This window comes from Aquidulcibacter sp. (assembly GCF_044346625.1).
Classification (GTDB): Bacteria; Pseudomonadota; Alphaproteobacteria; order Caulobacterales; family Aquidulcibacteraceae; genus Aquidulcibacter.
In genome coordinates, this window is the sequence record NZ_JBIIYV010000003.1 from 22,223 (window position 1) to 49,145 (window position 26,923).

Genomic DNA, 26,923 nt, shown 5'->3' on the forward strand with positions numbered 1-26,923 from the left:
CTAGCGGTCCTGCAAAAGCCGGTCGATATAGTCGCGCTCAGTCTTGTCGCGCTGCGGGTCTGCTTGGCGGCGGCGCAATTCATCGCGCACATCGCGGGCACGCCGCTTTTCAACACCGTCTGGGACTTTGGTAGCTTTGCCATCATCTTGTTTCGGCAAAGCACGGCCAAGCGGGTCTGTCTCTCCACCCGCACCTGCTTGACCCTGTGGGCTCGACTCTGCGGCCTGCCTCAGCGCCTGTAACGCGCGCGCTTGGGCGTCTTGCGCGCGATTGAGGTCGCCTTCACGCAAGGCTTGAGCGGCCTCACGCATGGCTTCGGCGGCTTGGCTCCTATTTTGGTCTTCCGCGCTTTGTTCTTGGGATGGATCGTTCGGGCGGTTACCGCCCAAAGCATCCGCCAACCCCTCTTGCTGATTGGCCAGATCTTCTGCCCTCTGACGGGATTGGTCAGAGGGTGGGGTTTCGCCCAATTGCTCGGTCTGGTCCGATAGTGCCCGTTGTTGGCGCATTGCATCATCTAACGGCCCGCCTTGGCCTTGTCCGTCTGCTTGGCCCGAGGCTCCAGGCGCGCCGGGCTGAAGATTTTCGAGCAATTCATCCAGCTGATCCAATTGAGACAAAGCCTCCTCGCGCGAGCCAGAACTGCCGGACTCTTCTAACTCCCGCAGACGATCTTCCAGATCGCCAGCACTAATTTGCGGGCCAGATTGGCCTTGCTCGCCGCCTTCACCAGATGCACCTTGTTGCGCCAATTCCTGCAGGCGTTCGCCGACGGCTTCACGCAGTTCTTGGGTCAATTGCTGGATTTGCTCAGGGGACGCACCTTGTTCGAGCGCCTGCTTTAAGGCCTCCCGCGCTTCGGCGACCTTTTGTTGGGCGGGCGTCTGATTGCTGGCTTCGATTTGCAGCGCCATTTGCCATAGGAGCGGGGCCACGCTGTGGGCGTCGGACACATCGCGCGCAATACTCAAGCGCTCTAAAGCAAAATGAAGGCTCAACTGCCCCAAATCGCTCAAGCCGAATTGGACCATGGTTTCAGCGATGGCACGTAGATGGCGGGTGGCGCCTGCAATGCCCGGTGGTGCGCCGGGTTGTGGGTCACTTAGGTCAAGTTTTATGGGTCCGAGATTGAGGACATCAGAAACTGAAGCCCCATTCTCCAAAGGTTCAAGCAAAGTGGCAAAGCGCGGCAATGTCCTTTGATAAGGGCGGGCCTCCCGCAGGATCATCAGCCGGACTTCTTGCAGGGCCGCGGCGAGGCTCGATTGCCAAGTCTGTTCGGGCATCGTGAGCTTGGTTGGTTCTGACGCGGTTTCTTGGCCCAATCCGTCGCGCACCACGACTTGGACTTCAACTTGTAAGCCTGCCAAAGCATGGTCGCCAACTTCGACAAAGACGCGTCTGGCCCCATTCTCGCCGGCTGCACCCTCCAAAGGGATGGGCGTATCAAACACCGAGCGACCGGCCAGCCCAATAGGGACGTTGACGGGGCGGATCCGCACAACGGCGGCCGATAGACCATAGTCATCGCTGGCTTGAAACGCGACATCGAGCCGTCCTTTGGGGTCGATTTGGGTTGGGTTAGGCAGTGTGAGCTGTGGCTTCTGATCGGCAATGGCTGCGATGCGCCACTGTGCCCGCGTGCCGAGGCGATCCAGCTTAAGCGTGCCAGAACGGGTAATTTCGATCTGGCCTTGCCACGCAGCCCCTTGTGCCGGGCTCAAGCGAGCGTTTTGGGATGGGCCGCGCAGAACGGGTGCGCCACGTGCGCCATCGACGCGGGCGGTCACTTTAGAACCGACTGGTAGGGCGATTTCGCTTTGGCTGCGGTCCAACCGGATCAAAGGCAAGCCTGTATAGCCCGGTGGTTCTGCCCAAACTTCGACAACCAGATCGCTGTCGCCCATCAAGGGTGACAGATCAAACGTTAGTGCGCGTGCCGTAGCCATCGGGTTCAGCCAGCATAGTCCCAAAGCTGCAACCAACGCCAAAGTCTTGGCGGCATCTTGCCAGTATAGCTTGGGCTTCACGGGTTTGGATAAAGCTGCTGCCGCTTCGATGAGGCGGCGTTGGTGCCAGGACCATAGCGCATCATCGCCACTAATGCGCCGGTCCTCCCCGCCGGTCAGCGGGCGCAATTCCTGCAGGCCTGCTGCCTCTTCAAGGGCGCAACTCGCTTCGTGCTCGCTCATCGGATGGAAGAGCTGCCAGCCGCGCCAGATAAGATAGGCGCAGAGGAGCCAAGCGAGCCCTGCCAAGGCTGATACAAGTGCCGCTGGCAGGCCTTCAGTTAGACTGCCCGCCGCCCCCATGATCGCCAATAAGCAGAGGGGCGGCCAGAGTGTCCGAAGCCCCTTAACCAGCGCGTCCGCCCGCATCGTGCGCGCAATCGCGCGACGCGTTGAAAGAGGAGGGGTGGTTGGCGCTAACACTTGCTCCGTCTAGCACATAGGCGGCTTGTTTGTGAATCCATTTGAAAGCCAGAACCCAACTTGATTTAGGGCTTGCTGGTAGCAGGCTTTGGCTTGGCGGCAATGGCCTCCAATTGCCCCAGAAGCCGGTCAGCATCGGGGGATGAGCCCTTGGCCACACGCGCCCATTGGACGGCAAGCTCAAGATTTTGGGGCGTGCCTTCAGCCTTGGCATTGACCAAGGCCCAATAGAAGGCCCCGTCGAGGTCACCGCCTTCAGCGGCGACCTTAAACCATTGCGCAGCTCCTTTGAGATCGCGAGCCACTCCCCGTCCTTGATACAGCATCAGGCCATAATCCGCCGAGGCATCGGCACGACCTGCTTGAGCGGCTTGGCGAAGGAAACCAATAGCCTTTAGCGGATCATCAATCGGGTCTGGATCCCCGTCGGCATAGAGGATTCCCGCTGCATAGGCTGCATCGGCATCGCCGTAGGCTGCAGCTTGCGCATAAATGCTCGCTGCGCGTGTGCGGTCCTTTGGTCCTGCGGCACCGGACAGAAATAAGTCACCCAAGGGGGCTAGTGCCTCTCTGCGCCCATTTGATGCGGCGCGCTGCAACATGGCTAGGGCTTCGCCCGGTGTCGATCCGCCTTTTCGGGCGAGCCCCAAGCGCGCCAATCCCAACATTGCATCGCTATTGCCACCTGTAACCGCCCGCCGGTACCAGCGCGCTGCCGCTTCGGGTGTGGCGGTTTCGATCAAGCCTTGCTCATAGATAGAGCCAGCCAACGCTGCGGCCTTGGGATTGCCACGCGAGGCAAGATTCTCAGCTTCGCTCAAGGCATCGCGATACTGGCCTGCGCGCAGAGCTGATATTGCAGCCTCTAAAGCGCGCTGATCCGCCGCGGCTTCCAGTGCCATAGGGCTGGCAGGAGCGGGCGTTTGAGCAACCGCCAAAGTGGGTAGTGCGAAGACGCAGGCTAACATGGCAAGGCGCGAACGTGTTAGGCGCATGTCTCAAACATTTCCTTGAAGGCGGCACTGGCGGCCGCAGGGCCCGCTGGCCATGACCAAACCCCAGCCGATACCGCCAGAAAGTCTGCCCCAGCTTTTACGAGGTCTGCCCCATTGTCTGGGGTGATGCCGCCAATGGCTACACACGGGATTTCCATAATCTCTTGCCACCATGAAAGTATGTCCAGATTGGCCCGCGTTGGTGCCGCTTTTGTGGTAGTGTAGAAAAAGGCACCAAACGCGACATAGTCCGCCCCCGCTTCGGCAGCCTCCATCGCAAAATGGCGGCTGTCGTGACAGGTGACGCCAATGACCCCATCCTTTCCAACCTGCTTTCTCGCTTGGTCAATAGTGCCATCAGACTGGCCAATATGAACGCCGTCAGCCCCAGCCAGTTTGGCCAAATCTGCCCGGTCATTGACGAGGCAGGCTACACCCAAGTCTTGTGCCATTGGAAAGATTGCTGCTGCTGCGTCAAGAATTTCAGCGTCCGCCGCTTCTTTTAGTCGCAATTGCAGGCAAGCCACATCGCCAGCCTCAATAACTTCACGCAAGGACTTGGCAAACAGGTCCAGATTTTCGATTTTAGGCGGCGTGATGAGATAGAGCCGCGTTTTTGGACGGTCCGACACGAGTGATTGGCTCCTAAATGATCGATTGAGCAGAACAGATGTTGGACAGATGCCAACATTGTGAGATGCACAACCACTGAGAAACAGGCACATGACGCGCCTTCAACGATTTTAGAGATGTCTATGACCCAAGCCACGCCTCCCGCCAAGCCTGTCCCCAACAACCAGCGCGGTTTCCTAGCTTGGGTCGAGCGGGTCGGGAACCTTTTGCCCGATCCTGTAATGATCTTTGTCTGGTTGATCGGCTTCCTGATGGTGCTGTCTGTGATCGGATCGGCGCTGGGTTGGTCGGCATCCTTGCCGTTCGCCGGTGAGAAGCCACCCAGTGGTGCCGTCTTGAAAGACGGAATTCTGATCTTTGACGCCACCAGTCTGTTTACCGAAGACAATCTCAAGAAGCTGATTGTCGATATGCCACGCACATTGACAGGCTTTGCGCCGCTGGGTGTCGTTTTGGTCGTGTTGTTAGGGGCCTCGGTGGCAGAGCGCTCTGGCCTATTCAGCGCCTTGATCCGCAACAGCTTGCGCGATCTGCCTCGTGCTTTTCTCACCCCTGTGGTTTGTTTGATTGGCATGACCAGCCATCATGCGTCGGATGCGGGTTATGTGGTTTTCATTCCTTTGTGCGGTTTGGTCTATGCAGCCGCAGGCCGTCACCCTCTAGTGGGCATCGCGGCGGCCTTTGCGGCCGTCTCAGGCGGTTTTGCCGGCAATATCACCCCGGGCCAGCTTGACGTGCTTTTGTTTGGCTTCACCCAAGAGGCAGCCCGTATCATTGACCCGACTTGGACCATGAACCCCTTGGGCAATTGGTGGTTTATTCTGGCCATTGTCGTTCTGTTTACCCCCATCATCTGGTTCATCACCGACCGGGTGTTGGAACCGCGCTTGGGCCCGTGGACGGGCCAGCCTGATGATGATCTCAAAGCTGAATTGACAAAATCGGTTGTCACACCAGATGAAAAGCGGGGCCTGGCTTGGGCTGGCTTATCGGCCCTTCTTGTGATCGCGGTTTTTGCTGCTTTGTCCTTGTGGCCCGGCTTCACCCCGTTGATTGATGAGAGTCAGAAGGGCACTGCCCAACTGCAGCCCTTTTATCAGGGCCTGATTGCAGCCTTCACACTGCTTTTCCTGCTCGGTGGTATCGCATTTGGAATCTCGGTTAAGTCGATCCGCTCCTCGTCAGACGTGGTTTCCATGATGACTGAAGGCGTTCGGTCGCTGGCCCCTTATATCGTCTTTGCCTTCTTTGCCGCCCATTTTATCGCTATGTTCAGTTGGTCGAACTTAGGCCCAATCGCCGCGATCAATGGGGCGGCAGCTTTGAAAGAGCTCAGCCTGCCCGCGCCGTTCCTGCTGGTCTGCGTGCAAGCCTTCTCGTCCTTCTTGGACTTGTTCATTGGTTCGGCTTCGGCCAAATGGAGTGCGATGGCACCCGTCGTCGTGCCGATGTTCATGCTGCTCGGCATCTCGCCTGAAATGACGACGGCGGCTTACCGTATGGGCGATAGCTATACTAATATTGCCACGCCCTTGATGGCCTATTTCCCGCTCGTCCTCGCCTTCTGTCGCCGTTGGGACAAGAATGTCGGCGTTGGCACGCTTTTGTCGATGATGCTGCCGTTTGCTTTGGCTTTCATGGTCGCAGGCATGGCGATGACAGCGGCTTGGGTCTATTTCGACTGGCCGTTGGGCCCCGGCGCTTCGGTGCATTACAGCCTGCCGGGGACTAAGTAGGTCCTCGATCAGCCCCGCTGGAACGGATAGAAGTCTGACCCAAGTCTCATGATCTGGGTCAGCTCATCCAAGGCTGTCCGCCCTTCGTTCAGTAGGCTGGGATCGGCCAAATCATCAGGTCCCAAGGTCTCGCGATAATGGCGGTTCACCCAAGCGACTAAATCCCCATAGAGCGCCGTATCGAGCACCGCACGTGCGCTGACCGCTTGTAGCTTGGCGTCATCCAGCACCACCCGCAACCGCAGGCAGGCCGGCCCGCCGCCATTGCGCATGGACTGGCGGACGTCGACGAACTGTACCCGGCCAATGGGTCCATTGCTGGCCACCAGCTTTTCCAAATAAGCATTGGTCGCCGCATTCTCGCGACATTCCTCAGGCGCAATCAGGACCAAACGGTCTTCGCCCGGCATGGATAGCAATTGGGTGTTGAACAAATAGGATTTGATCGCGTCCGCCAAGGGCACTTCAGCCTCGGGCACCTCAACGATAGCCACTTCCATCAAGCCATCACAGGCGCGTTTGATCGCCTCATAGGCGCCCAGCCGATCTTCGAATGCGTGCTCGTGGCAGAAAAGGACCTGAAGGCTAGCCACCGCCACCACGTCGTTGTGGAAGGCTCCAGCCTCAATGGCTTTAAGGCTTTGCTGCAGATGCAGGACACGGGTTGGCGCAAGGCCATGGCGGCGCGCGATGGCTTCACCGGTCTGCAGGGTCTGACGGGCTGGAAAACGTGTCTTTTGTTGGCCAAAGCCATTGCGGCCCCAGACAAAAATCTCCACCCCTGCTGCGCCATGGCTCGCGCACAGGCGCATGTGGTTGGCCGCGCCCTCATCGGCAAACAAGGGCTGATAGGGCAAGGCCTTGTGAACGGCAAAGTGGTTTGTATCGGCAAAGATCGCCCGCAAGCTGCGCTCGGTTTGGCTGGCCTCCAACGCGCGGTGCGGCATGGTCAGAAGGTTAGCTGGGCTGAAATGTAGGCGGCCATCGCTACAATCCGCTGACGGCGATACGGTAGCGGCATTGGCCGCCCACATCTGAGCGGAAGAAGATACATTGCGCACGAGCGCGGGGTCTGCCTCCCAAGCTTGGGCTAGAATCTCCGCGTCTGAGCCTGAAAAGCCAATCGCTTTAAGGGTGGTTAGGTGTGGGCGCTCGTGCGGGGGCAGCAGCCCCTGCACTAAACCGGCATCGGCAAGCCTCTTGGCCTTCGCAAGGCCTTGGAGGGCACCTTCCTTAGGGCGCGAGACGGCAGTCGCATTGGCAGCAGAAGCCAAATTGCCAGCACTGAGCCCGCCATAATTGTGGGTTAAGCCAACCAAACCATCGAAATTTGCTTCAAACGCCAAGACCAACCCCTTTGTTGTCATGGCCACGGGCTATAGACATAGGCTTTGGTGTCAAGCCTGTTGTGCCAGCACTTTGGCCTGTAATGAACGGTCTCCGCGAACCAAAAGCCAGAGGCCGATGACCAGATTGCTGAGCAATGTCACCGCGAACGCAATGGAGCTCGCGATGTTGGTCTCGGGCCAGCCCAGTGCCATGACGGAGCTTACCAGGATGAGTATAGCACCCAATATCGCGACGGCGGATAAAAGGCGCGGCAGGCTGCGCGCTTGGAACAAAAAGAAGAACCCAATCAGCGTTGCCAAGGCCAATCCGAGGGCACCTAGATCAAAGGCGGCATTGGCGGTATCTCGCAACAAGCGGTGCAGCGCTTCTGCCCCCGGCGCGCCCAAAAGATTGGGCTGTGTCTGATTGTCGACCAAGGCAAAACGGATCGCCCAGGTCGCTGTTGAGCTGATCGCTTCAAACAACCGCCAGCCCAGAACCAGTCCGGCACCTAAACGGCTGATCGGCTCAATCCAGAGCGCAAAACTGACCGCAAGACCAACGCTTAAGACACTCGAGACGCCATAGCTTAAAAGGGCCAGGCGATAGAGGCCTTCATTTTGGGCCATTTTGATGCCGGTAGCCGCAAAGTCCCCTGATACGACAAAGCTGCTGACGATCTGAAAGCCTGCCATATGGGTGAGTGTCACGACCAGAAGCAGAAGGCCCGTGAGCCGCGCGGGGGTCCAGATTTGAGGGCTTGCGGTCATGGAACGTACCTTTTTGGCGGGGATTAAAAAAGGGCCACCGACGCGTCGCCGATGACCCTGATGTTGAGGTGACTTACTGCCGCTTAGAGGGCCCGGCGACGCCGGATTTCGCTGGCGGCATAGATGAACCCACCTGCAACGACCAAGCCAATCCAGAAGCTGGGTTGCGCAAGGCCCTTAGAAAAGTGCGCTAGGATTTCAGTTACTGGGACGGTGGGGACTTGGTCGCTGCTGCGCTCCGCAAGGCGGCTCATCCCGTCGGTCATAGGTTCGCCAATCAGGCGGCCAGCGGGTTCCCACAGGGCGTTCAAGATCATGTCATTGTCATCGCCGCGATAGGCAATGGCCATGTAGACGAGGGGCACAACAAACAGGGGGGCAAAGGCTGCAACGAAGGGCATTTTAGGGGCCCAAGCGCTGACCATGGTCACCCAGCCGTACACCGGCAAAGCCCAACCGATATAGAAGAGAAGTCCTACTGCCAGCACAGCCCACATTTTGGTAGCATTGAGGAAGACTGCCCCAGCGCTGACGCCTGTAATACCAACATTGCCAATGGTTGCGACAGCGAGACCCGTGATCGCAATGTGCAAGACAATCGTCACAGCCAGGGCAAAGAACAAACCGACCCCAACAATCGAGACAAGCTTCGCACTTGTGGTCTGAAGATCGCTGACAGGCATGGACTTCCAGAACAAGATGGTGCGATCCTTGCGCTCGTCATGCAAAGCCCCTGCCAAGACAAACAGGATAGAGATGAGCGCGATGCCTAAGGGCAAAACCGCTGCCGCTGCTGTCCCAACGGGCAATATGGCCTCGAGCCCGGCTTTGGTTTTAGGATCAATCGCTTGATCCAGTGTTTTGGTTTCACCATCCGGGCTGGTGATTGTAATTTTGCCGTCGGGCCCACGTTTGACAGTGGCACCGCCATCTTCGGCATCAAGGATCATCTGACCTTGCGCACCGCCGGATCGTTCGGCATTTGCGAATTTTTCAGGGTCAAACCCAAAGCGCGCATTGCCGGTCAATGTGGCAAACGTCGTAACCGCGAGCAGAATGGCTGCGATCACGAGGGGGGTGATGACCAATGCACCACGATTATCGGCCATATCCCGCCGAATAAGGGTCAAAAACTTGTTCATGAGAACACTCCCGCAGGAAGGGTGAAGCTGACAACAGCTGTTTGAATATTGAGGCCAGTGGCGGGGTCAAACGACCATTCCACACCGCCAACGCCGAGAAGAAGCAAGCCGACGAGTGCCAGAACTACGCCCGAAGTTCGGGCCAGTTTCACCACCACATCCCCACTGCTTGGGATTAGTGCGAGCTTCGATGCGCTCGCCTTGGAATTGATCGCTTTGCCCGGAAAGGCGCGGCCTTCAGCCGGTGCCTGACGCTGGGCCAACGTGAAAAGTAAGCCAGTAATCATCATGACCCCCTATTGCGCCAACGCGACAAACAAATCGGCAAGACCAACCCGGCGGGGTTCACCAAAGGTCTTCAATTGGTCCGGGGCAACACCGTCGAACACGAAAGTGGTGCGGCCCAGAAGCGAGCGGCCATAGAGCGGGCGCAAGGCTTCGGCTTCGGCTTTCTGATTGTCGAGGACATCGACCGCCAAGAAGCGTTCCGCAATGACATCCATCGATGCGTCCAGCGTGACCGCGCCATCGCGAATAAAGATCGCATGGCTCAAAATTGGCTCGACCTCGTCAACCTGGTGGGTGGTGATGATCACCGTCCGGGTCTCGTCGAAGAAGTCCGACAAAATGGCGTCATAAAAGCCGCGGCGGTTGACGATGTCGAGGCCCAAGGTTGGCTCGTCCAGAACCAGAATGCGCGCATCAATCGCCAGGGCAATGGCCAGATGGACTTGCACGATCATGCCTTTGGACAGCGCCTTAATCTTGGAGTCCAATTGAACCGTTGTGGTCTTGAGGCGGGCAATTGCTTTGGCTTGGTCAAACTTAGGATGCAGACCTGCAACCCAATCGAGAAGGTCAGCTACTTTTGCCCAGCGGGGCAGGGTGGCGACGTCGGCGATGAAGCACACTTGTTCCATTAAGACGGCCCGCTGCATCAAAGGGTTCATCCCCATGACTTGCAGATCGCCTTGATAGTCAGAGAGGCCGAGTAGGCAGTTGAGTAGCGTGGACTTACCCGCCCCATTGGCCCCGATCACACCGACAATACGGCCGGCTGGGATCTCAAGGCTAGTCGGCTTAAGCGCTTGCTTCTTGCCATAGTTTTTTGCCAGTCCCTTGGCCGAGATTAAAACTTCCGTCATTGCCCATTCCCCTCAATATCTTTTAGCAATTCTTGTGCGCTCAAGCCCAAACGCTTGATGCGGGTCACCACGACCGGCCATTCTTCTTTTAGGAAGGTGTTGCGTTCGCTGGCGCTCAAACCTTTGCGCGCGCCATCGATCACAAACATGCCGAGCCCTCGGCGACGTTCGACCAGACCGTCATCGGCCAATTCTTGATAGGCTTTTGAAACGGTCAAAGGATTGACCTGAAGGTCCAAAGCCACTTGCCGAACGGACGGCAAAGGCTCTCCTTCTTTTATGCCACCATCAAGAATGGCAGACAGGACCCTGTCCTTGATCTGCCTCCAGATGGGTTGATCGTCGCGCCAAGCTTGCGTCATAGACAACTCCCAAATAGCTAGAACTTGCTGTTCTAGCGTTCTGGTGTGTTGGTATAGTAATACACCACCCGTGTCAAGCGGCGTTTTTGTGGGGCGCTGGGAGGTGGAAGCACCCCATCACCGGCTTCGCCGGCATCGGCGCATGCGCCGATGTGTCCCGAAGGGACCGAAGGGGTGGTTCACGCAAAGTGCAGGCTCACCTAACCGGGCGAGCCCTAGCCGCACTAAAATAGATCGCGTTCATCACCAGCGAATCGAGGCCATCGGCCATGCCGCGATAGGTCGGGTCTATGGTGAAGGCGACGACATAGCCGCGCCCTTTGGCTTGAACAGCCACAGCTGGCTTAAAGGCCAATTGCTTGCGAATATCATCCCATACAATCCCGCTAGCTTTGACTTGGTCTGGTCCAGCAAAGCGCACGACATTGTCGCCGACATCTGCGGTCAGCGGGCGATAGATGTCGGAGCCTGCGACCATCATGTGCAGGGTTGGCGCGATGCCCGCCGTCAGCCAATGATCCTTCGCTGTTTCACCGCGCAAAATGGCCCCGTCCAATTCGGTTGGATCGCGGTTGGTCTCAGCAATGGCCTGCTTATAGGTGGTCTCATCGGGGAAATTGATGCCGTCAACGCCAGACACCCCGGCTTTGGCTTTGGGTTCAGGCAGGCGACCCTTGGCTTCAGCCTCCGATAGCGTGGCTTGCTCGCGGCGTAGGCCAATCAGATCCACATCCGGGTCTGCCATCCACGCCGTTGCCGTGCCCAGCGAGATGAGGACCCCGCCATTCTGCACGAAATTGCGCAGGTTACGGGCACCGGTTTCACCCAAAGCCGTGCCATAGCTGCCCTCGCCATCGGGCAAGATCACAACGTCATAGCCGCTTAGCGGCTGGCTAGCCAAACGCCGCATCCGAACCGGGGTAACCGGCACGCCAAATTTACGCTCCAGCACATAACGGGTGGCACCAGCGGAATTGCGGTCCGCGGGGCTATCCCAAGCCAACAGAATGCGGGGATTGCGCAGTTTAAGCGCTTTGTCAGAGCCCAAGCTTGGACCATTGGTGACCCAAGATCCGTTAAAGCCGGTTAGCGTCGCCCCGGTTTCGGCTACAAGGCTCGCCAGCTTAGTGGTCAGGTCGGCCCCATTTTCGCCGCGCGCAATGACGAGGCTGCCTGCAGGATAAGTCTTGCCTTCCAACGTGAAGGCTTCTTCCATGGTGCGCAAAACAACGCCTTGTTGCAGGGCCTTTGCCATAAAGCGCGTCGTCGCGGTGGAGCCAGAGGCTGCGACAAAGGCCACCCTTGCGTCTGGATTGATCACTTGCCCGGCTTGAATCATCGACATGCTGGCTTTTTGGCTCGTCACGGCAGGATCGGTCGCGCACGGCACAACCTCAACATTATAGAGAAGGGGTAGCGACCAACCGGTCACATCATAGATCTGATCGCTAAGACCCGCGCGCCGACGGCGCTGTTGCTCGGCCACAAAACTGGCCTCCATTGCTGTGTCTTGCTCCAGCAAGTTGCGGATCAGCCGCTTTGTCGGTTGAGCGGCTGAAACCACATAAGTACCCGCTGCAAAGGTGCGGCCACAGGCTGTGAAATTGCTCGTCGTGCGGCCGACCTCAATGCCTTGCCGGCTCAGCAAAGCAGCTAATTTGTCGGTGTTGGACTGATCGGTCTGGGTTGGCAGAATATAAGACTTCACGGCCTCAGCCTTGCCTTCTGCAATGGCGGTGCGCTGGAAGTCGTAGAAGGAGCGGACAAACCGCCCGCGCTCGCGGGCGGCTACTTCCAAGGTCGACAAAACGGCGACGAATTGGCTTTTGACGGTATCGCGGAAGGCAAACTTTGACCCATCACTGCGTCGGGCGACCATGCCGCGAGACGAGCCCTGCTCAAATGTCATGGCAATGCTGCCGTGTGCCGTCGGCCAGCCATCGCCATAGCCCGGATAGAACAAATCATAGCTCTCGCGCGTAAAATAGAGCAGGCCGAACTGATCAAACCAGCGGCCATTGTTTTGACCCAGAAGGTTTTTAAGCGCGAGTTGCTCGCCGGTCACATTGGGATTGATGGGCTGGGCTTCTGGCGGGAAGAAGAAGCTGCGGTCGCTGCCCATTTCATGGCTGTCGACTAAGACGACAGGAAAATACTTCAACACCGCCGCCGTGTGCCCGCGTGTTTCTGGCTGGGTGAGTGCAAACCAGTCGCGGTTTAAGTCAAACTGCATGTGGTTGACGCGCCCGCCAGGCCAAGGTTGGTCGCGCTCTGCCGACATCGGGTCGCCGTCGGGTGCTATGCCGGTGCTATTGAGATTGGTGCCGATAAAGCGATCGCGGCCATCGGGATTTTGGATGGGTACAATGATCACCAGCGTATTGCGCTTGATCTCTGCTATACGCGGATCGCCGCGCGCGGCTAACAAGTGATAGGCAAGCTGAAGCGAAGAATCCGCAGGCCCAATTTCGTCACCATGAACGGAATAGGCCAACCAAACAACAGCGGGATGACGCGCAATGATGGCTTCTGCCTCACCGGCACCCAGTTTACGTGGATCTGCCAGTTTTTGGGCATCGGCCTGAATAGCGTCGAGGTTGGCGATCTTTTCCGGGCTACCGATCGCAGCATAGATCAAGCGCTTGCCCTGCCACGACCGGCCATAGTCGAAAATCTTCATCTGGTCTGGGGCATAGGCAGCCAAAGCTTCAAAATAGCGGACAATTTGGGCATGCGGCGTGATGGCTTCGCCAATTTGATAGCCCAAAACACGCTTTGGTGACGGAACGGCTGGATCGTAATTGGCACCGGGCCAATAAAAATCCGGCTCGACCGGTGGGACAGTCCCTACCGCACCCAGCTCTTCATGCGGGACACTCTGGCTTTGCGCAATTCCAGCCGCTGGAATCATGGCCGTTGTGGCAAATAAAGCCATCATTAAGCGAGATTTGAACATGTTGCGCCCCCAATTCCTAAAACCCGTTTTGCCGGGATAGGTGTAAAGCGCCCTGAACTGGCGTTCAAGTTGTTGGGCTGGGTTTAGGCCACGTCAGACTGGTTGGTGTCTTCAGACACTTCGTTCATTTGTGTTGCCCGCATCAGCGCGTTGGCGAGCGCTTCTGCGCTGATCGGCTTGGTGACAAAGTCTGTCATGCCTGACGCCATGCACATGGCGCGATCTTCTTTTCGAGCATTGGCGGTGAGGGCAACGATGGGGGTATGACGATTGATGCCCTCACCCGCCCGCACGCGGCGGGTGGCGGTCATGCCATCCATGATGGGCATTTGCACGTCCATCAAGACGACATCAAAGGCTTGCAGCTCCATGGCCTCCAGCGCTTCAACGCCATTGGTCGCCCAAACTGTATTGACGGGCCAAAGGTCGAGCATAGCGGCAAGGATACGCCGGTTGAGCTCATTATCATCGACCGCCAAGACTTGCAGGGGCCGAGTGATCTCGGTCTCTTGGGCCGCCTCATGGTCCGCGGATTCCAGCGCTAGCGTGGCTTCGAGCCGCCCCTCGAACAAAAAGGTCGAGCCTTTGCCGGGAGCAGACCTTAGGGTCAGATCGCCTTGCATCTGTTGCGCAAGGGACTTCGCAATCGCAAGGCCTAGGCCTGTACCGCCAAAACGGCGCGTGATGGTACTATCGGCCTGAATAAAGGCCTTAAAAATCGAAACTTGGCGATCAAGTGGGATACCAACACCGGTATCTTTAACTTCGATGCCCAACCGGCAGTCCCGCCCGGTGGTCGCACTGCTGAACCTTATGGTCACACCGCCAGAGACGGTAAATTTCACCGCATTTGACACCAGATTAAAAACAATCTGACGCAAGCGCGTGGGGTCTCCAATCACCATGTCCCAATCAAGTCGGGTCGTATCAATCTTCAAATAAAGGCCTTTGGATGCCGCATGTGGGCCCCAAAGTGTCTCGAGCTCAAGCGCTAATTGCTTCAGACTGGTTGGGTGTTTTTCGATTTCCAGCTGGCCCGCTTCAATCTTGGCATAGTCCAAAACGTCATTGACCATCGCCATCATCAAACGACCGGCCTCATTGAACATGCGCACATAATTGGCTTGTGTCGTGTCCAAAGTCGTGCGTGCCATCAGTTCGGCAGAACCGAGCAAAGCATTGAGCGGCGTACGTAATTCGTGACTCATCATCGCCAAGAAGCTCGATTTGGCTTCATTCGCATGCTCAGCCGTTTGCTTGGCAATCTCAAGGGCTTCTTCGCGGGCCCGCCGCTCTGTCTCATCGCGCAGGGCAATGATGCGGAAGGCCATGCTGTCAACCATGCCCACGCTGAAGGTGGCTGAAATAGGCACATCATGGCCGGCGCAATGACGCCCGTTGAAATTGCTGACTTGACCTTCGTTGAGGTGGGTTGGGTCAATGAAGCGATCAATATTGGTGCCAGTGATACTGCGTGGGTTCTCCACACCGAATGCTTGCGCAGCCGCGTGGTTCATCAGAAGAATCTGATTGTCAGCGTCCAGGGTGATCAAGGCGTCGCGTGATTCAAGAATGTAGCTCGTCAGGGTCTGGCGGGCTTCAATCGCGATCTGCGCATTCAACTCACCCATTTCTTCGGACATTAAAGTAATGGAACGCTCTAAGCGGTGGCGCGCGCGTGCATCATCATCATAGGCTGACGAGATCAAAGCGTAAAAGCGCTCTTGCTCCATTTTCCCATTTTGATCGGTGCATTGTTCGATCTGACGCGCCAGCAAACTGTGCATCAGGCCGCCTCGAACACCGTGACGGTCATGGTTTGATTATGCAGGTTACACGTGCCTTGGAAGCCATTAGGCGAAATCTCGCCGTAGGAATAGAAGCCGGCATGAGCGATCCCGCCCAGCGCATCGACGACCGCTCGGACTTCTTCTGTGGCTCGCTGGCCCAGAAGCAAGCGCCGACCGATGCAGGAAACCAGCATAGCAAAGCCGTGATTGTCGCCTCCAGCAGCAGCAAGGCCAGCTTTGCCAGCCCCTTCAATGAGGCCATTGGTTTCACCGACCATCAATTGGGCGGTCCAGCCTTCGGGCATGTCGCCAGCAAAGGTCATCGCCCCGGTTGCTTCGTCAATACCCAGAATTGTCCGCACCACGGTATCGGCGGGGTTGGCTGGATTGCTGACTTGTAAGGGGTAGAACAGCGCAGAACCCGGCAATTTTTCGGCCTCATCACCGAGGTAGCGCTTGTAAAGCTCAAGGGCAGATTTGTTATCGAGTTGATAAAGGGTGTTGCCTTCGGATTTGGTAATCTTCCGCATCGGGCCAAACACTTCCCAGCCGCCGAACGAGCCCGTGCGCAGGCGCAAGCCAGTTCCGAAGAAGGCCACGGCCACCACTTTTCCGGGGCTCATTGGGCCGGAACACCCAACCAAGGTTTCGCCGAACCGGTCGCCATCGCCAGCTAGGCCGCCATTGATGGAGGCATGGGTACCCAATACGCTGCGGAAGCCTTCGACCAGAGCGGAGCCATTCACGCGTGCACCGTCGGAAACGATAAAGACGCCTGCCAATTCTTCGCCGTCAAAGCGGTTTGCCAGTGCTTCCCCGATGCCAAAGCTTTCGCTTGCCGTGTCAATATCGGCCTCAACCACTTGGACGCTGACATTGTCAAAGCCGAGAACGGCAGCAAAGCCGCCGCCGACATAGGCCTGACCATTGGCGATCTCGCCGCCGGTCGTACATCCAATGACTTTTGCGTTTGGCAGCAAGGCCTTTAGTTTTTCAAAGGCATCGGTGGAGCGGGCCACTTCCGGATCCAAGAAGGTGAAAACGACTTCATAGGAATCTGGTGCGAAGTCCGCTGGTATTTCCCAGCAGCCTTGTTGAAAATGCAAAACACAATGCCGCATTGGGGTCCCCTTACACACTACGGGCTCCAGATAACACCAAAGTGATTTAAATTTCGTTGCGGGTGGCCCCTTATAACAAAGGGACTACGCAAGAACCTAGTAAGCGTTGAGCTTGGCCCACCGGTCTCGATGGAAGCCACTTGATCCGTAGAGGGTTTCCAATACCCGGGCACGTTTCAAGTAAAAGCCACTGTCATGGGCATCGGTCATGCCGATCCCGCCATGCATTTGGATTGTCTCATTGGTGACCAATTGCAACGTATCGCCGGCTCGCGCCTTGGCGAGGCTAACAGCTTCGCCAACACCTTTGCCCCGATCAATCGCATCAATGGCGGCCACCACGCAGGAGCGCGTCAACTCGATCTCCACCAACATAGCAGCTGCGCGGTGCTGCAGCGCTTGGAAGGAACCGATCAATTGGCCAAATTGGGTGCGGGTTTTGAGGTAGTCGTGCGTCATGTCGAACGTGGCTCCGATGAGGCCCATCATTTCGCAACACAGCCCGATCCGGCCATAATCGAGAACGAGATCAAGCGTCGCGTCATCCAGTGGTTTGCCGCCCAAATAAGTGCCATCGCTGACGGCAACCTGGTCAAACGTCACATCCGCTAAATCGCGCGCATCGACGCCCGCTAGCGCATGGCGCGTCACACCTGGCGCATCGCTTGCGACCAAGAATGCCCCAAGACCCGCATCGGCCTTAGCGATGACGATTAAGATCTGCGCATGGGCTCCATCGGGAACAAAGCGCTTCTTGCCTGAAAGGCTCCAGCCGTCGGCAGTCTTGGTGGCTTTCGCATCAATTTTGTGCGGGGCATGGTGCGCCCCTTCATCCAAAGCCAAAGCAAAGCTTGAGCTCCCGTCCGCGATTTTTGGCAGAAACTCGTCCTGCTGCGCAGCATTGCCCTGCAGCTTCAAGATGGATGCGGCCATCAGGCCAGTTTGGAACAAGGGCGAGACGCCCAAGGTGCGCGCTTGGGCTTCCAGCACGAGGCCCATGGCGCGCAGACCCATGTCTGAGCCGCCATGTTGCTCGCCTATCAGGGCACCAGCAAAGCCCATGGCCCCAATCTCGCCCCACAAGGAAGGGTCGAGCGTTTCCTTTGAATCGCGCAATTTGCGGAAGCTGGCCACAGGCGCATTGTCGGAGAAAAACCCGTCAGCTGCATCCTTTAGGAGGGTTTGGTCTTCATTGAGTGAAAATGCCATCGGGCCCTCCTATTGATGGTCGCGCAAGCCAAGCACGCGCTTGGCTACGATGTTCAGATTGACTTCCGACGTACCACCTTCGATCGAATTGGCTTTGGCCCGCAACCAGTCACGTGTGACCTTTAGTGCCTCAGGACGATAGCCTTCGCCTTCCCAGCCAAGGCCTTCCATGCCCAAAGCTTCGACCAAAAGCTCTGTCTTGTCTTGGTTGAGTTTGGCAGCTGCGATCTTCAGGACAGACGCATAATGGGAAACCTCCGCCCCGGCTTTTGCTTCTTCTTGCCCGCGGCGCATGGTCAGGTGAAAGGCCCGTTCATACATGCGCTGTTTCGTGATGCGCGAACGCAGGTCGCTATTGGCCAGTTTGCCATTTTCGAGGCCAATCGATTCCTTGGCGGCGTCCACCAAATCAAGGCCTGCCCCGCCGCCAAAGCCCGAAGCCGAAATATTGGTGCGCTCAAACTGCAAGATGCGTTTGGCAACGTCCCAGCCTTTGTTTTTGGGGCCCAGCATTTGTGATGCAGGAACGCGTACATTGGTTAGGAAGGTCTCGCAGAAGGGCGAAGCGCCGGAAATCAGTTTGATCGGGCGGGCTTCCACGCCGGGCGTCTTCATATCGAACAAAAGAACTGAGATACCTTCATGCTTGGGGGCATTTGGTTCGGTTCGTACCAAGCACAACATCCAATCGGCGTGGTTTGCATAGGACGTCCAAACCTTTTGCCCATCGACGACATAATGATCGCCATCTAGAACGGCGCGCGTCTGTAGGCCCGCCAAGTCCGACCCGGCACCTGGTTCTGAATAGCCTTGGCACCACCAAGTGCGGCCATGCACCATATCGGGCAGATAGGTTTGCTTTTGCTCTTCGGTGCCAAACTCCAAGATCACGGGGCCAAACATCCAGATCCCGAAGGAGAGCAGGGCCGGGCGGGCATTGATGCGGCGCAATTCATCTTGCAGCACACGGTCCTCTTCTCCGGTTAGGCCGCCGCCGCCATAGGCCTTTGGCCATTTGGGCGCTGTCCAGCCTTTTGACGCCATGGCTTCCAGCCAAGCTTTCGCGTCTGGGTTTTTGAAGGTTGCGTTGCGGCCACCCCAGACTGTTTCGCTTTCTGGCATGGGGGTTCGCATAGAGGCGGGGCAATTGGCTTCAAGCCAAGCCCGCGTTTCTTGTCGAAAAGTCTCAATGTCGGTCATGATGCCTCCGCTCACCTTGATGGGCCGCCTCTTTTGGACGTTGCAGTTTAATTAGAACCCTTGGCAGGCGCTGACTAGCCCCCAAGCTGGGCTGATCCTGGTCAAAGTTTTTAGCGCATTGGGGCAGACGTTTTGCCCGTCTGAATTCCCGCCAGATTGACGGCATGGATCAGCATAAATAGCGCAACCACAGCGCAGATGATCGACAGGGTTGTCCAGGGGATCATGCGGACCTTGCCGAATTCAGCGGGCCTTGAAGCCCGCCAAGAGGAAAAACCAAACCCGCCAAGACTTAAGAGGAGAAGGACTAAAGTTGTTGACCAATCCACGTCTGCGGCTCGCTCATTGCGTGTTGACCATTGGCAGGGAATGGCCTGTGCGACCTAGCCTCGGCACCCTGCTGGGTTTTGTCCCAGATCGACGGAGAAAGATAGATGCGCCAGATCGCCCGAAACAGTGCTGGCACTTGGCAATCATGCCTGGTCGGGCAAGTCTTGCGCCGACATCTGCGTCTTCGGTGACATTGAAAGTGTCCCACCCACCAGCGCCACGCAAGTATGTGATATCAAAGTGATTGGAGGTTCCGCCAAGTGGCAAAAAACGGGAAACATGCACCAGCGCTGGCAGGATCAGGCGGAACCAGACCGCATAGTCGAGCGCAAACTGGCGGCTGATCCAGCTTTCCCGCTCATTCCAAATCACTAGGTGCGCTTGGACGACTGCCAATGTCGCAGGGCCATACCGAAAGGCATGCCACGCTTCGCATAGATGGCCCGCCGCCACACAGCCGATTTCTGGACTTTTCTTCATGGCATTTCATTTTGTTCCGGCGAAAGAAGCACCTCCTTCTTCAACGATCGCCTATGCCCAATGAGTCAAAAACCATCTGAAATTGTATAAATATTTCTGGTTGAGCAAGCCAAGCGATTGAGTTTAACCTGCACGTGAGTGGTTCAAGCGGTTGCGTGTGTCGGCGTGGCTGGCTAGAAGCGCCTAACGAAATTTTGTGCTGCACAGGGGACATTTTATCCATGAACGTTCATGAACATCAGGCCAAAGAAGTCCTCGCAAGCTATGGTCTTCCCGTTCCTCCAGGCATTGCAGCTTTCTCCGTCGATGAAGCCCAAGCCGCGGCTCAGAAATTGGGCGGGTCGATGTGGGTGGTAAAGTCGCAAATCCATGCAGGTGGTCGCGGCAAGGGCAAGTTCAAAGAACTGCCCCCCGAAGCAAAAGGCGGCGTGCGTCTTGCATTCAGCCTCGATGAAGTGGCTTCCCACGCAAAGGACATGCTGGGCAATACGTTGGTGACCGTGCAAACCGGGGCGGCTGGCAAGCAGGTTCAGCGGCTATATATCGCTGGCGGCGCAGACATTGCGCGCGAACTTTATCTCTCGGTTCTGGTTGATCGTGGTACAGGCCGTGTTGCCTTTGTCGCTTCTGAAGCTGGCGGCATGGACATTGAGACTGTGGCACATGACACGCCAGAGAAAATCTCCACCATCGTCATCGACCCTGCTGTCGGTGTCACCCCTGCTGACAGCGCAAAGGTGGCCGAGGCCCTCAATCTCGACGCTGGCCAAGCGGATGAGTGCCATGACCTCTGCGTGAAGCTCTATACCGCCTTCACCAAGGGCGACATGGAAATGTGCGAAATCAACCCGCTGATCGTCGAAGAAGGATCAGGCAAGCTCGTTTGCTTGGATGCGAAGATGAGCTTTGATTCCAACGCAGAGTTCCGTCACCCCGAATGGGCCGCGATGCGCGACCTGTCCGAAGAAGATGACAAGGAAATCGAGGCCTCCAAGTATGACCTCGCCTATATCGCGCTCGACGGCACGATTGGCTGCATGGTCAATGGCGCAGGTCTTGCCATGGCCACCATGGACATCATCAAGCTTTATGGCGAAGAGCCTGCCAACTTCCTCGACGTAGGTGGCGGTGCAACGCGCGAAAAAGTGACGGCCGCGTTCAAGATCATCACCGCCGACCCAGCCGTAAAAGGCATTCTGGTCAATATCTTCGGCGGCATCATGCGCTGTGATGTGATCGCTGAAGGTGTGGTTGCAGCCATCACCGACGTCGGCCTAAAGGTTCCTTTGGTGGTGCGTCTGGAAGGCACCAATGTCGAACTGGGCAAGCAAATCCTGCGCGACAGTGGTCTGGCCGTGGTGCCAGCCGATGATCTGGCCGATGCAGCGCAAAAGATCGTCGCGGCGGTTCGCAAGGCGGCTTAAGTTAGCGCCATTCTGAGCTAAGAGGAGTTGAGGGCCCCATCGTTGATGCGGGCCCTCTCTCTTGTAGCCCATCCCAACTGGCACTTTTGTAAGGCTCAGGTTAAAGGGTCGCTATGTCCACACCGAATCCATCCGTGCCCCGCCTAGAACCGCTCGATATTTCCGTTGTGGTCCCTGTCCATAATGAGAGCGGGGCTGTTGCGGGTCTGGTGCAGGAAATTGCGACGGCCCTGAATGGCTGGGCCTATGAGATGATTTTCGTCGATGATACGTCCAAGGACGATACCCATGCCAAACTCGTAGCGCTGAAGGCCACCTATCCGGCCTTGCGCGTTCTGGCCAACCGCAAGAATGCCGGCCAAAGCCGGGCTATTATGAATGGTGTTTTGGCGGCGCGTGCCCCTGTTATCGGCACGCTGGATGGCGATGGTCAAAATGATCCAGCCGACCTTCCTGCCCTTCTGCAGCAACTCAATCGGCCCGATGCGCCACAGGGTTTGGCTTTTGTTGGTGGGCGACGGGTGAAGCGGCAAGATAGCCAAGCCAAGAAATTAGCGTCCCGTTTGGCTAACAATGTGCGCCAAGCTTTGCTGCGTGATGGGGCCGATGATTCTGGCTGCGGCATCAAAGTGGTTCGGCGCGACTTGTTTCTGCGCCTACCCTATTTCGATCACATGCACCGCTACATGCCAGCCTTGGTGCAGCGTGAAGGGGCCATGGCCGAGTTTGCGGTCGTCAATCATCGCCACCGTTCAACCGGTGCGTCCAAATACACCAATCTAGGCCGATTGCTTGCCGCTTTGACCGATTTGGGCGGTGTCATTTGGCTCAGGACCCGCCGCCGCGACTTCGGCCATGTGGACGAAACGTGAGTGTCAGTTCACTCTGCGCCTCAGGGCATACAAAACTGGGGTGATTCGAAGCCATGCTGGTGTTGAGACGTATCTTTGAGATGGTGCCGATCTTGACGATTCCGGTCTTGATCTATGCGCTATTTGGCGGGGTTACGGCGTCCACCCGTGGGCCAGACGTCTTTACCCAGTCGATCGAAAAGGGTGTCTTCGTGCTGACAATGCCGTCTGGCGCGCCTTGGGCGTTGTCTGGCGGCGATCTTCTGTTGATGATGGGCCTGATTATCCTGTTTTTTGAATTGACGCGCGGCGTGGGTGTTAGCCGTTTTGCCATCATCCACCACACCTTGGCAGTCCTGCTTGCCCTCTCGTGCGCAGGGGCGTTTTTATTGTTTGAAGCCTTTGCCACCTCGACCTTCTTCTTATTGACCCTCATGTGCTGGCTCGACATGATTGGTGGGGTGATTTTCAACATCGCCAGTGCGCCGAGTGGCGATCGACGGAATTCCAATTACGATTAAAGTGGAGATTAGATAGCTTGGCCCTTTTTTTTGATGCAGGCTGGTTCAGTAAGCGTTTGGCCGCGCTCAATCTTCAAAAGCAAGACATGGCCCGCGCAGCGGGGTGGACGCCGGAAGAGCTTGCCTTGGTGTTTAAGGATCAGAAGGAAGTCAGTGCGCGCGAAGTCGAGGTCTTGAGCGCCCTCTTACATGCCTCGCCGGGCGAAATCGCCAATCGATGCGGCATCTCGACGCCAGTCGCGGCACAGCCGTTGAACGCTGCGGCACAGATCGACCATTTGCAAAAGCGTGTTGCCGCTTTGGAAGCCCATGTCGCGTCCCTAGAGGCAGCCCTAAGAAGCCGCTAGACGACCAGCTGGACGCGACGTGTCCGGGCAACGCGGGCTTGATAGGCCTTTGCGCCGCGCATAGCCGCGAATGGATCTTCGCCTGTTAGCCCTGCTTCCATCAGAACATGAATGGAAAAACCAGCCGCCGCACTATTTGCATCATAGCGCCCCCGCTCGAATGCCTGTTTGTCGTGATGCGCGCGGCTCGTATAGTCCTGACTTGACCCCCATAGGTCCTCTGGGATCGGCTCAATCGCAGGCACAGCTGTGACTTTGTGCCGATATGGCACAGAAGCAAAAGGTGCATAGGGCGAGAGTGCGTTCATGGCCTGCACATCGCAGGTCATGTGCCACGCAGCCGAAGCGCAGAAAATCTAGTGCGAGCGGGTTAGGTTTTTGGCTGCGATCGCATGGACTTTGGCGCTCGGCCCCGAGCCGCTGGGCATCAGCGCATGAATGGGTCCTTGAAACAGCCCTTCAAAAGCCGGGTCAAATAGGTTCAGGCCACCTGTAAAGGCACCAAAGGCGGGCATGATTAGGCTGCGCCCATCGGTTACAAAGCAGCGCCGCCTAATGCTGCCGCCGCGCTTGCCCGTCACCCGCGCACATGGGTGCAGGTGGCCCGCCACTTCGCCTGACGTCTGCCCGGTTGGCTCATGGCGAAACCACAAGCCGTCATGCTGGAATTCTGCCGCGCGCCTTCCTTCCAGCCAAGCAGGCGGTTCTGGGTCATGATTGCCCTCGATCCAAATGGTTTCGGCTTGGCCGACCAAGCTTTCCAGTTTGGCCCGATCCTCTTGGGCCAATCGGCTGCCTGCGCCCCGGTCGTGGAAGCTATCACCCAAGGCGATCAGGACTTTGGGTGCAAGGGCTACGACTAAAGCCTCAAGGCGACGCAAGGTTTCCGCTGTATCAAAGGGCGGCAGCATAATACCTTTGACGGCAAAGGCAGAACCTTTTTCAAAATGCAGATCGGAGACAATCAGCGTCTGTGTCCGGGGCAAGAATAATGCGGCCTCTGCCAAGGCGACGACAGGGGTCTCATAAAGCTGAAAGGCATGCCCCTGCATCATCAGCCCCTATTTGGCCGGTTCGCTAGCACCTGCTTTGGCGGCCTTCTCGGCCTCTTTCTTCATTTCATCGCGCTCAGTGTCCAGGAGGCGCTGGGCAGGATGGCTCTCTGATTGCCGCCAGACTTTCGGCAATTGGCAAACCCGGACGGACTTCTCAAACACGCTGCCCAACACCATGGTGGAGCCCGAGCGGATGGCGACCGATGCACCAGAGAAACCGTCGGTACCGTCTTTTAGATAGATCTGATCAATCTTGCCGCCCTTGCCAGTAGGCGAAGACTCTAGAATCAAAATCTGGCTGGGCGAAGGCTTCGCCGGATTGCCCGCATGCTGAATGAAGCTCAGCATTTTAGGATGGGCCGCCATCCACACAATGCCGTCTGGATCGACGTCGAGATTATCGATCCCTGTGCCGAGCAAGGCTGCGTCGCGCCGCTTGATCGCCCCAGTGGCCGGATCGCGGTCATAGAGGTAGATGCTGCGGCTGATGGTGGCACTGGCATAAAGCGTCTTGCCGTCGTTTGAGAGAGCCAGCGAATTGGCAAAGCCCAGCCCGCTTTCGAGCTTGTTGCCCTTAGCCCCGTCAAAATACCAAATCGCGCCCGTGCGATCATTACCGGAAACAAAGCTCAAGCTTTCCGATAGAGAGCCCCGTTCGAGGTCACTTTCACTGGTCGCGTAAAAGCTATTGGCACTGGTCGCCACGATGTCATTGATGCGGGTCAGGCCCGGAACAGCAACGCTACGACGTAGTTTTAAGCTGCCGTCGGCTTGTGCGTCGAAAAGCTCGACCGTCGTTCCCGTATAGTCAGCAGCCCCTTTTGGGTGGTTCACCACCATCAAGGTCACTTGGCCGTCAGGGCCTCGGAATAAGGACGTTCCATGGGGGTGGAATGCCGTTGGCTGGCCGCCAGTTAGATCTTTCAAAGCGGGAGGGGTGGTCAAACTCTCGACAGGCAAGCTGTAGATCGCGCCGCGAACAGGTTTGCCCATTGCAGCTGCACGGCGGTCGTCCGACGCCACAAAGATGCGCCCTGTGGTACGATCAATGGCCATGTCTTCAGAGCCGGACATGCCGGCGATGTCGGTACATGTGCCGTCAAAGACGGGCACTAAAGTGGTGAATTCACCCGCGCGCGATGCCGTTCGAAACCACGTAAACGACAGGATCCCGACGATGGCGACACCAGTTAGAAGGATAATCTGAGAGGGTTTCATCAACCTGACTTTCACGCCTGAGTTTGGGTTTCAAATTGCAGCTTTGCGAGATGGGCATAGAGGCCGCCCTTGGCCACCAAGTCACTATGTGTACCTTGTTCGGCGACTTGGCCGTCGTCCAGTACGATAATCCAGTCCGCGCGTTGGACTGTCGCTAAACGGTGCGCAATCACGAGAGTTGTCCGGTTTGCCATAGCTACATCGAAGGCCTTTTGGACCAAACGTTCATTTTCTGCATCCAGTGCGCTGGTCGCTTCATCAAGCAGCAAGACCGGCGCATCGCGTACCAGTGCCCGGGCAATTGCCAAGCGTTGCCGCTCGCCACCTGAAAGCGCGCGACCCCGGTCGCCAATGGCTTTGTCATAGCCACCAAGACGGGCCAGAATAAAGGGCTCTGCCTCCGCCCGTTGCGCGGCCTCTTGCGCCATGTCGGATGTGGCACCCTCATTGCCAAACAAAATATTGTCCATCGCTGTGCCGGTAAACAAGTCCGGGTTTTGCGACACATAGGCAAAACGGTGCCGCCAAGCGACCGGGTCTGTGTCGCGCGCATCAATGCCATCGACCTCAATCGCCCCTGCTGCCGGGTCGTAATAGCGCAGGAGAAGCTTAAACAAGGTCGATTTACCGGCCCCCGAAGGGCCAACAATTGCAACCGTCTGGCCGGGCTTCACCTCAAAGCTTATACCTTTGAGGGCGCTGCGCTCGCCATCACTTGGATAAGCAAAGGCAACATCTTTGAACGAAACAAGGCCCGGTGCCTCAATGGGGAACGAGATCGGGGCAGAAGGGGCGCCAATTTCAGGCACTTCGTCTAGGATTTCCGACAGGCGTTGCGTGGCCCCGGCAGCCTTCTGCACATCGCCCCAAACCTCTGCCAAGGCACCCACGCCCGAGCCTGTCAGCACCGAGAGGATGACAAATTGAGTCAAAGCACCCGGCGTCATGGAACCCGCTAAGACCGACCGCGTGCCCTCCCACAGAACAAATGAGATGCCGCAAAACACGATGGCAATCGCGACCGCCGTCATCATGCTGCGGGCCGCAATCCGACGACGGGCCGCAGCAAAGCTAATCTCAATCGCTTGGCGAAAGCGGGAACGCGCATAATCCTCGCGGCCAAAGGCCTGCACGGTTTCCACAGCATCCAGGCTCTCTGACGCTTCTGCTGCCGCTTCGGCGACCCGGTCTTGCGCCGAGGTAGAGAGGGCGCGGACCCGGCGGCCAATGGTGAATAAGGGAACCAAAACCAAGGGGATGATTAGCAAGACCATGAAGGTCAGTTTCAGGCTGGTCACGACCATCATGGATATGCCACCCGCCAACATGACCAAATTGCGGATAGCAATGGAAGCTGATGACCCAACCAAGGATTCAATGAGTGTGGCATCAACGGTCAGGCGGGAGAGCGCTTCACCGGTGCGGACACGCGCAAAATAGGAAGGCGATAGCCCGATCAGGCGGTCATAGACGTCAGCGCGCAGGTCTGCGACGACCCGCTCGCCCAACTTCGTCACAAAATAAAAGCGCGAGGCGGAAAACACGGCCATGCACAAAGCTACACCCACCAACAACAAAAACCATTGATTGACGGCTTCTGGGGTTGCGGTGGCAAAGCCACGGTCAACCAAAGCGCGGGCTGCAACCGGCAGGGCCAACGTCGCAGCCGCGGCCAGAATAAGGAAAATGGCTGCCGCTGCCACATCTTTTGGCCGACGCTGAATATAGGGAATCAAGCGCGTCAGTGGGCGCAGATCAGAACTACGACCTCGCTTGGCGGCGGCATCGGCGGTTAATTCGGCTTGGACGGCTCCGCGACTGGGACGATCCTCAACGACGCGGCTGGCAGGGGTATCGGTCATGCGCAGGGAGTTAG

At 57.3% G+C, this 26,923-nt stretch carries 25 protein-coding genes; 5 read left to right on the forward strand and 20 right to left on the reverse strand.

Annotation, left to right across the window (positions count from 1 at the left end):
- The 3 genes from ACIQ20_RS01950 to thiE all read right to left on the reverse strand — a co-directional run bounded on the left by ACIQ20_RS01950 (position 1) and on the right by thiE (position 4,060).
- The gene (locus ACIQ20_RS01950) at positions 1–2,433 is read right to left on the reverse strand and encodes a DUF4175 family protein (RefSeq protein ID WP_395776898.1); all 2,433 of its coding nucleotides are present in this window, start codon (positions 2,431–2,433) and stop codon (positions 1–3) included.
- A 65-nt stretch (positions 2,434–2,498) separates the two neighbouring features.
- Positions 2,499–3,428, reverse strand: coding sequence for a tetratricopeptide repeat protein (locus ACIQ20_RS01955; RefSeq protein WP_395776900.1), 930 nt, complete (start codon positions 3,426–3,428; stop codon positions 2,499–2,501).
- Positions 3,419–4,060 carry a thiamine phosphate synthase gene (thiE, locus tag ACIQ20_RS01960; protein WP_395776902.1) on the reverse strand — a complete coding sequence of 214 codons (642 nt, stop codon included), beginning with the start codon at positions 4,058–4,060 and terminating at the stop codon, positions 3,419–3,421. Before thiE ends, ACIQ20_RS01955 begins: the two co-directional genes overlap by 10 nt.
- A gap of 123 nt (positions 4,061–4,183) precedes the next feature.
- Here thiE and ACIQ20_RS01965 point away from each other — a divergent pair, with 123 nt between their 5' ends.
- Positions 4,184–5,797 (forward strand): AbgT family transporter, encoded by a 1,614-nt coding sequence (locus ACIQ20_RS01965; RefSeq protein WP_395776904.1) that lies wholly within the window; start codon positions 4,184–4,186, stop codon positions 5,795–5,797.
- An 8-nt stretch (positions 5,798–5,805) separates the two neighbouring features.
- On the opposite strand, the gene astB is transcribed toward ACIQ20_RS01965, so the two are convergent.
- From astB to ACIQ20_RS02030, 13 genes are all read right to left on the reverse strand, one after another.
- Entirely contained in the window at positions 5,806–7,149 is a 1,344-nt protein-coding gene (gene astB / locus ACIQ20_RS01970; RefSeq protein ID WP_395777066.1) for an N-succinylarginine dihydrolase, read from the reverse strand.
- Between the two features lie 45 nt (positions 7,150–7,194).
- Positions 7,195–7,896 (reverse strand): DUF4386 domain-containing protein, encoded by a 702-nt coding sequence (locus ACIQ20_RS01975; protein WP_395776906.1) that lies wholly within the window; start codon positions 7,894–7,896, stop codon positions 7,195–7,197.
- A gap of 83 nt (positions 7,897–7,979) precedes the next feature.
- A complete protein-coding gene (locus tag ACIQ20_RS01980) occupies positions 7,980–9,038 on the reverse strand; it encodes a hypothetical protein (RefSeq protein ID WP_395776908.1) in 1,059 nt (352 codons plus the stop codon).
- Positions 9,035–9,325, reverse strand: coding sequence for a hypothetical protein (locus tag ACIQ20_RS01985; RefSeq protein WP_395776910.1), 291 nt, complete (start codon positions 9,323–9,325; stop codon positions 9,035–9,037). The genes ACIQ20_RS01980 and ACIQ20_RS01985 overlap by 4 nt, the downstream gene beginning before the upstream one ends.
- Positions 9,326–9,334: 9 nt before the next feature.
- Positions 9,335–10,183 (reverse strand): ABC transporter ATP-binding protein, encoded by an 849-nt coding sequence (locus ACIQ20_RS01990; protein WP_395776912.1) that lies wholly within the window; start codon positions 10,181–10,183, stop codon positions 9,335–9,337.
- The gene (locus ACIQ20_RS01995) at positions 10,180–10,545 is read right to left on the reverse strand and encodes a GntR family transcriptional regulator (protein ID WP_395776914.1); all 366 of its coding nucleotides are present in this window, start codon (positions 10,543–10,545) and stop codon (positions 10,180–10,182) included. The genes ACIQ20_RS01990 and ACIQ20_RS01995 overlap by 4 nt, the downstream gene beginning before the upstream one ends.
- A 196-nt stretch (positions 10,546–10,741) precedes the next feature.
- Entirely contained in the window at positions 10,742–13,501 is a 2,760-nt protein-coding gene (locus ACIQ20_RS02000; protein WP_395776916.1) for a M14 family metallopeptidase, read from the reverse strand.
- Between the two features lie 83 nt (positions 13,502–13,584).
- A complete protein-coding gene (locus tag ACIQ20_RS02005) occupies positions 13,585–15,288 on the reverse strand; it encodes an ATP-binding protein (protein WP_395776918.1) in 1,704 nt (567 codons plus the stop codon).
- Positions 15,288–16,412 carry an FIST signal transduction protein gene (locus ACIQ20_RS02010; protein ID WP_395776920.1) on the reverse strand — a complete coding sequence of 375 codons (1,125 nt, stop codon included), beginning with the start codon at positions 16,410–16,412 and terminating at the stop codon, positions 15,288–15,290. Before ACIQ20_RS02010 ends, ACIQ20_RS02005 begins: the two co-directional genes overlap by 1 nt.
- Before the next feature lie 96 nt (positions 16,413–16,508).
- A complete protein-coding gene (locus tag ACIQ20_RS02015) occupies positions 16,509–17,621 on the reverse strand; it encodes an acyl-CoA dehydrogenase family protein (RefSeq protein ID WP_395776922.1) in 1,113 nt (370 codons plus the stop codon).
- Between the two features lie 9 nt (positions 17,622–17,630).
- The gene (locus ACIQ20_RS02020) at positions 17,631–18,821 is read right to left on the reverse strand and encodes an acyl-CoA dehydrogenase family protein (protein ID WP_395776924.1); all 1,191 of its coding nucleotides are present in this window, start codon (positions 18,819–18,821) and stop codon (positions 17,631–17,633) included.
- Between the two features lie 110 nt (positions 18,822–18,931).
- Positions 18,932–19,150 (reverse strand): hypothetical protein, encoded by a 219-nt coding sequence (locus ACIQ20_RS02025; RefSeq protein WP_395776926.1) that lies wholly within the window; start codon positions 19,148–19,150, stop codon positions 18,932–18,934.
- Positions 19,151–19,163: 13 nt separating this feature from the next.
- Positions 19,164–19,631, reverse strand: a complete 468-nt coding sequence (locus ACIQ20_RS02030) for a glycosyltransferase family 2 protein (RefSeq protein ID WP_395776928.1) — start codon at positions 19,629–19,631, stop codon at positions 19,164–19,166.
- 221 nt (positions 19,632–19,852) lie between these two features.
- Here ACIQ20_RS02030 and sucC point away from each other — a divergent pair, with 221 nt between their 5' ends.
- The 4 genes from sucC (at position 19,853) to ACIQ20_RS02050 (ending at position 22,774) form a co-directional block, all read left to right on the forward strand.
- On the forward strand, positions 19,853–21,055 hold the full coding sequence (gene sucC, locus ACIQ20_RS02035; protein WP_395776930.1) for an ADP-forming succinate--CoA ligase subunit beta: 1,203 nt from the start codon (positions 19,853–19,855) through the stop codon (positions 21,053–21,055).
- Between the two features lie 113 nt (positions 21,056–21,168).
- Complete coding sequence (locus ACIQ20_RS02040; RefSeq protein WP_395776932.1) at positions 21,169–21,927, forward strand: glycosyltransferase family 2 protein; 759 nt, start codon at positions 21,169–21,171, stop codon at positions 21,925–21,927.
- 53 nt (positions 21,928–21,980) lie between these two features.
- Positions 21,981–22,427: a hypothetical protein gene (locus tag ACIQ20_RS02045; protein ID WP_395776934.1), complete on the forward strand. Its 447-nt coding sequence runs from the start codon at positions 21,981–21,983 to the stop codon at positions 22,425–22,427.
- Positions 22,428–22,444: 17 nt separating this feature from the next.
- Positions 22,445–22,774, forward strand: coding sequence for a DNA-binding protein (locus ACIQ20_RS02050; RefSeq protein WP_395776936.1), 330 nt, complete (start codon positions 22,445–22,447; stop codon positions 22,772–22,774).
- Here the strand turns inward: ACIQ20_RS02050 and ACIQ20_RS02055 are convergent.
- From ACIQ20_RS02055 to ACIQ20_RS02070, 4 genes are read right to left on the reverse strand one after another with little or no spacing between them, the layout of a single operon-like run.
- A complete protein-coding gene (locus ACIQ20_RS02055; RefSeq protein WP_395776938.1) occupies positions 22,771–23,082 on the reverse strand; it encodes a hypothetical protein in 312 nt (103 codons plus the stop codon). The two genes, ACIQ20_RS02050 and ACIQ20_RS02055, sit on opposite strands and share 4 nt — an antisense overlap.
- Positions 23,083–23,130: 48 nt before the next feature.
- Positions 23,131–23,826 carry a ligase-associated DNA damage response endonuclease PdeM gene (pdeM, locus tag ACIQ20_RS02060; RefSeq protein WP_395776940.1) on the reverse strand — a complete coding sequence of 232 codons (696 nt, stop codon included), beginning with the start codon at positions 23,824–23,826 and terminating at the stop codon, positions 23,131–23,133.
- Between the two features lie 9 nt (positions 23,827–23,835).
- Positions 23,836–25,047 carry an SMP-30/gluconolactonase/LRE family protein gene (locus ACIQ20_RS02065; protein ID WP_395776942.1) on the reverse strand — a complete coding sequence of 404 codons (1,212 nt, stop codon included), beginning with the start codon at positions 25,045–25,047 and terminating at the stop codon, positions 23,836–23,838.
- A gap of 11 nt (positions 25,048–25,058) precedes the next feature.
- Positions 25,059–26,909, reverse strand: coding sequence for an ABC transporter transmembrane domain-containing protein (locus tag ACIQ20_RS02070; RefSeq protein WP_395776944.1), 1,851 nt, complete (start codon positions 26,907–26,909; stop codon positions 25,059–25,061).
- Positions 26,910–26,923 lie beyond the last annotated feature (14 nt).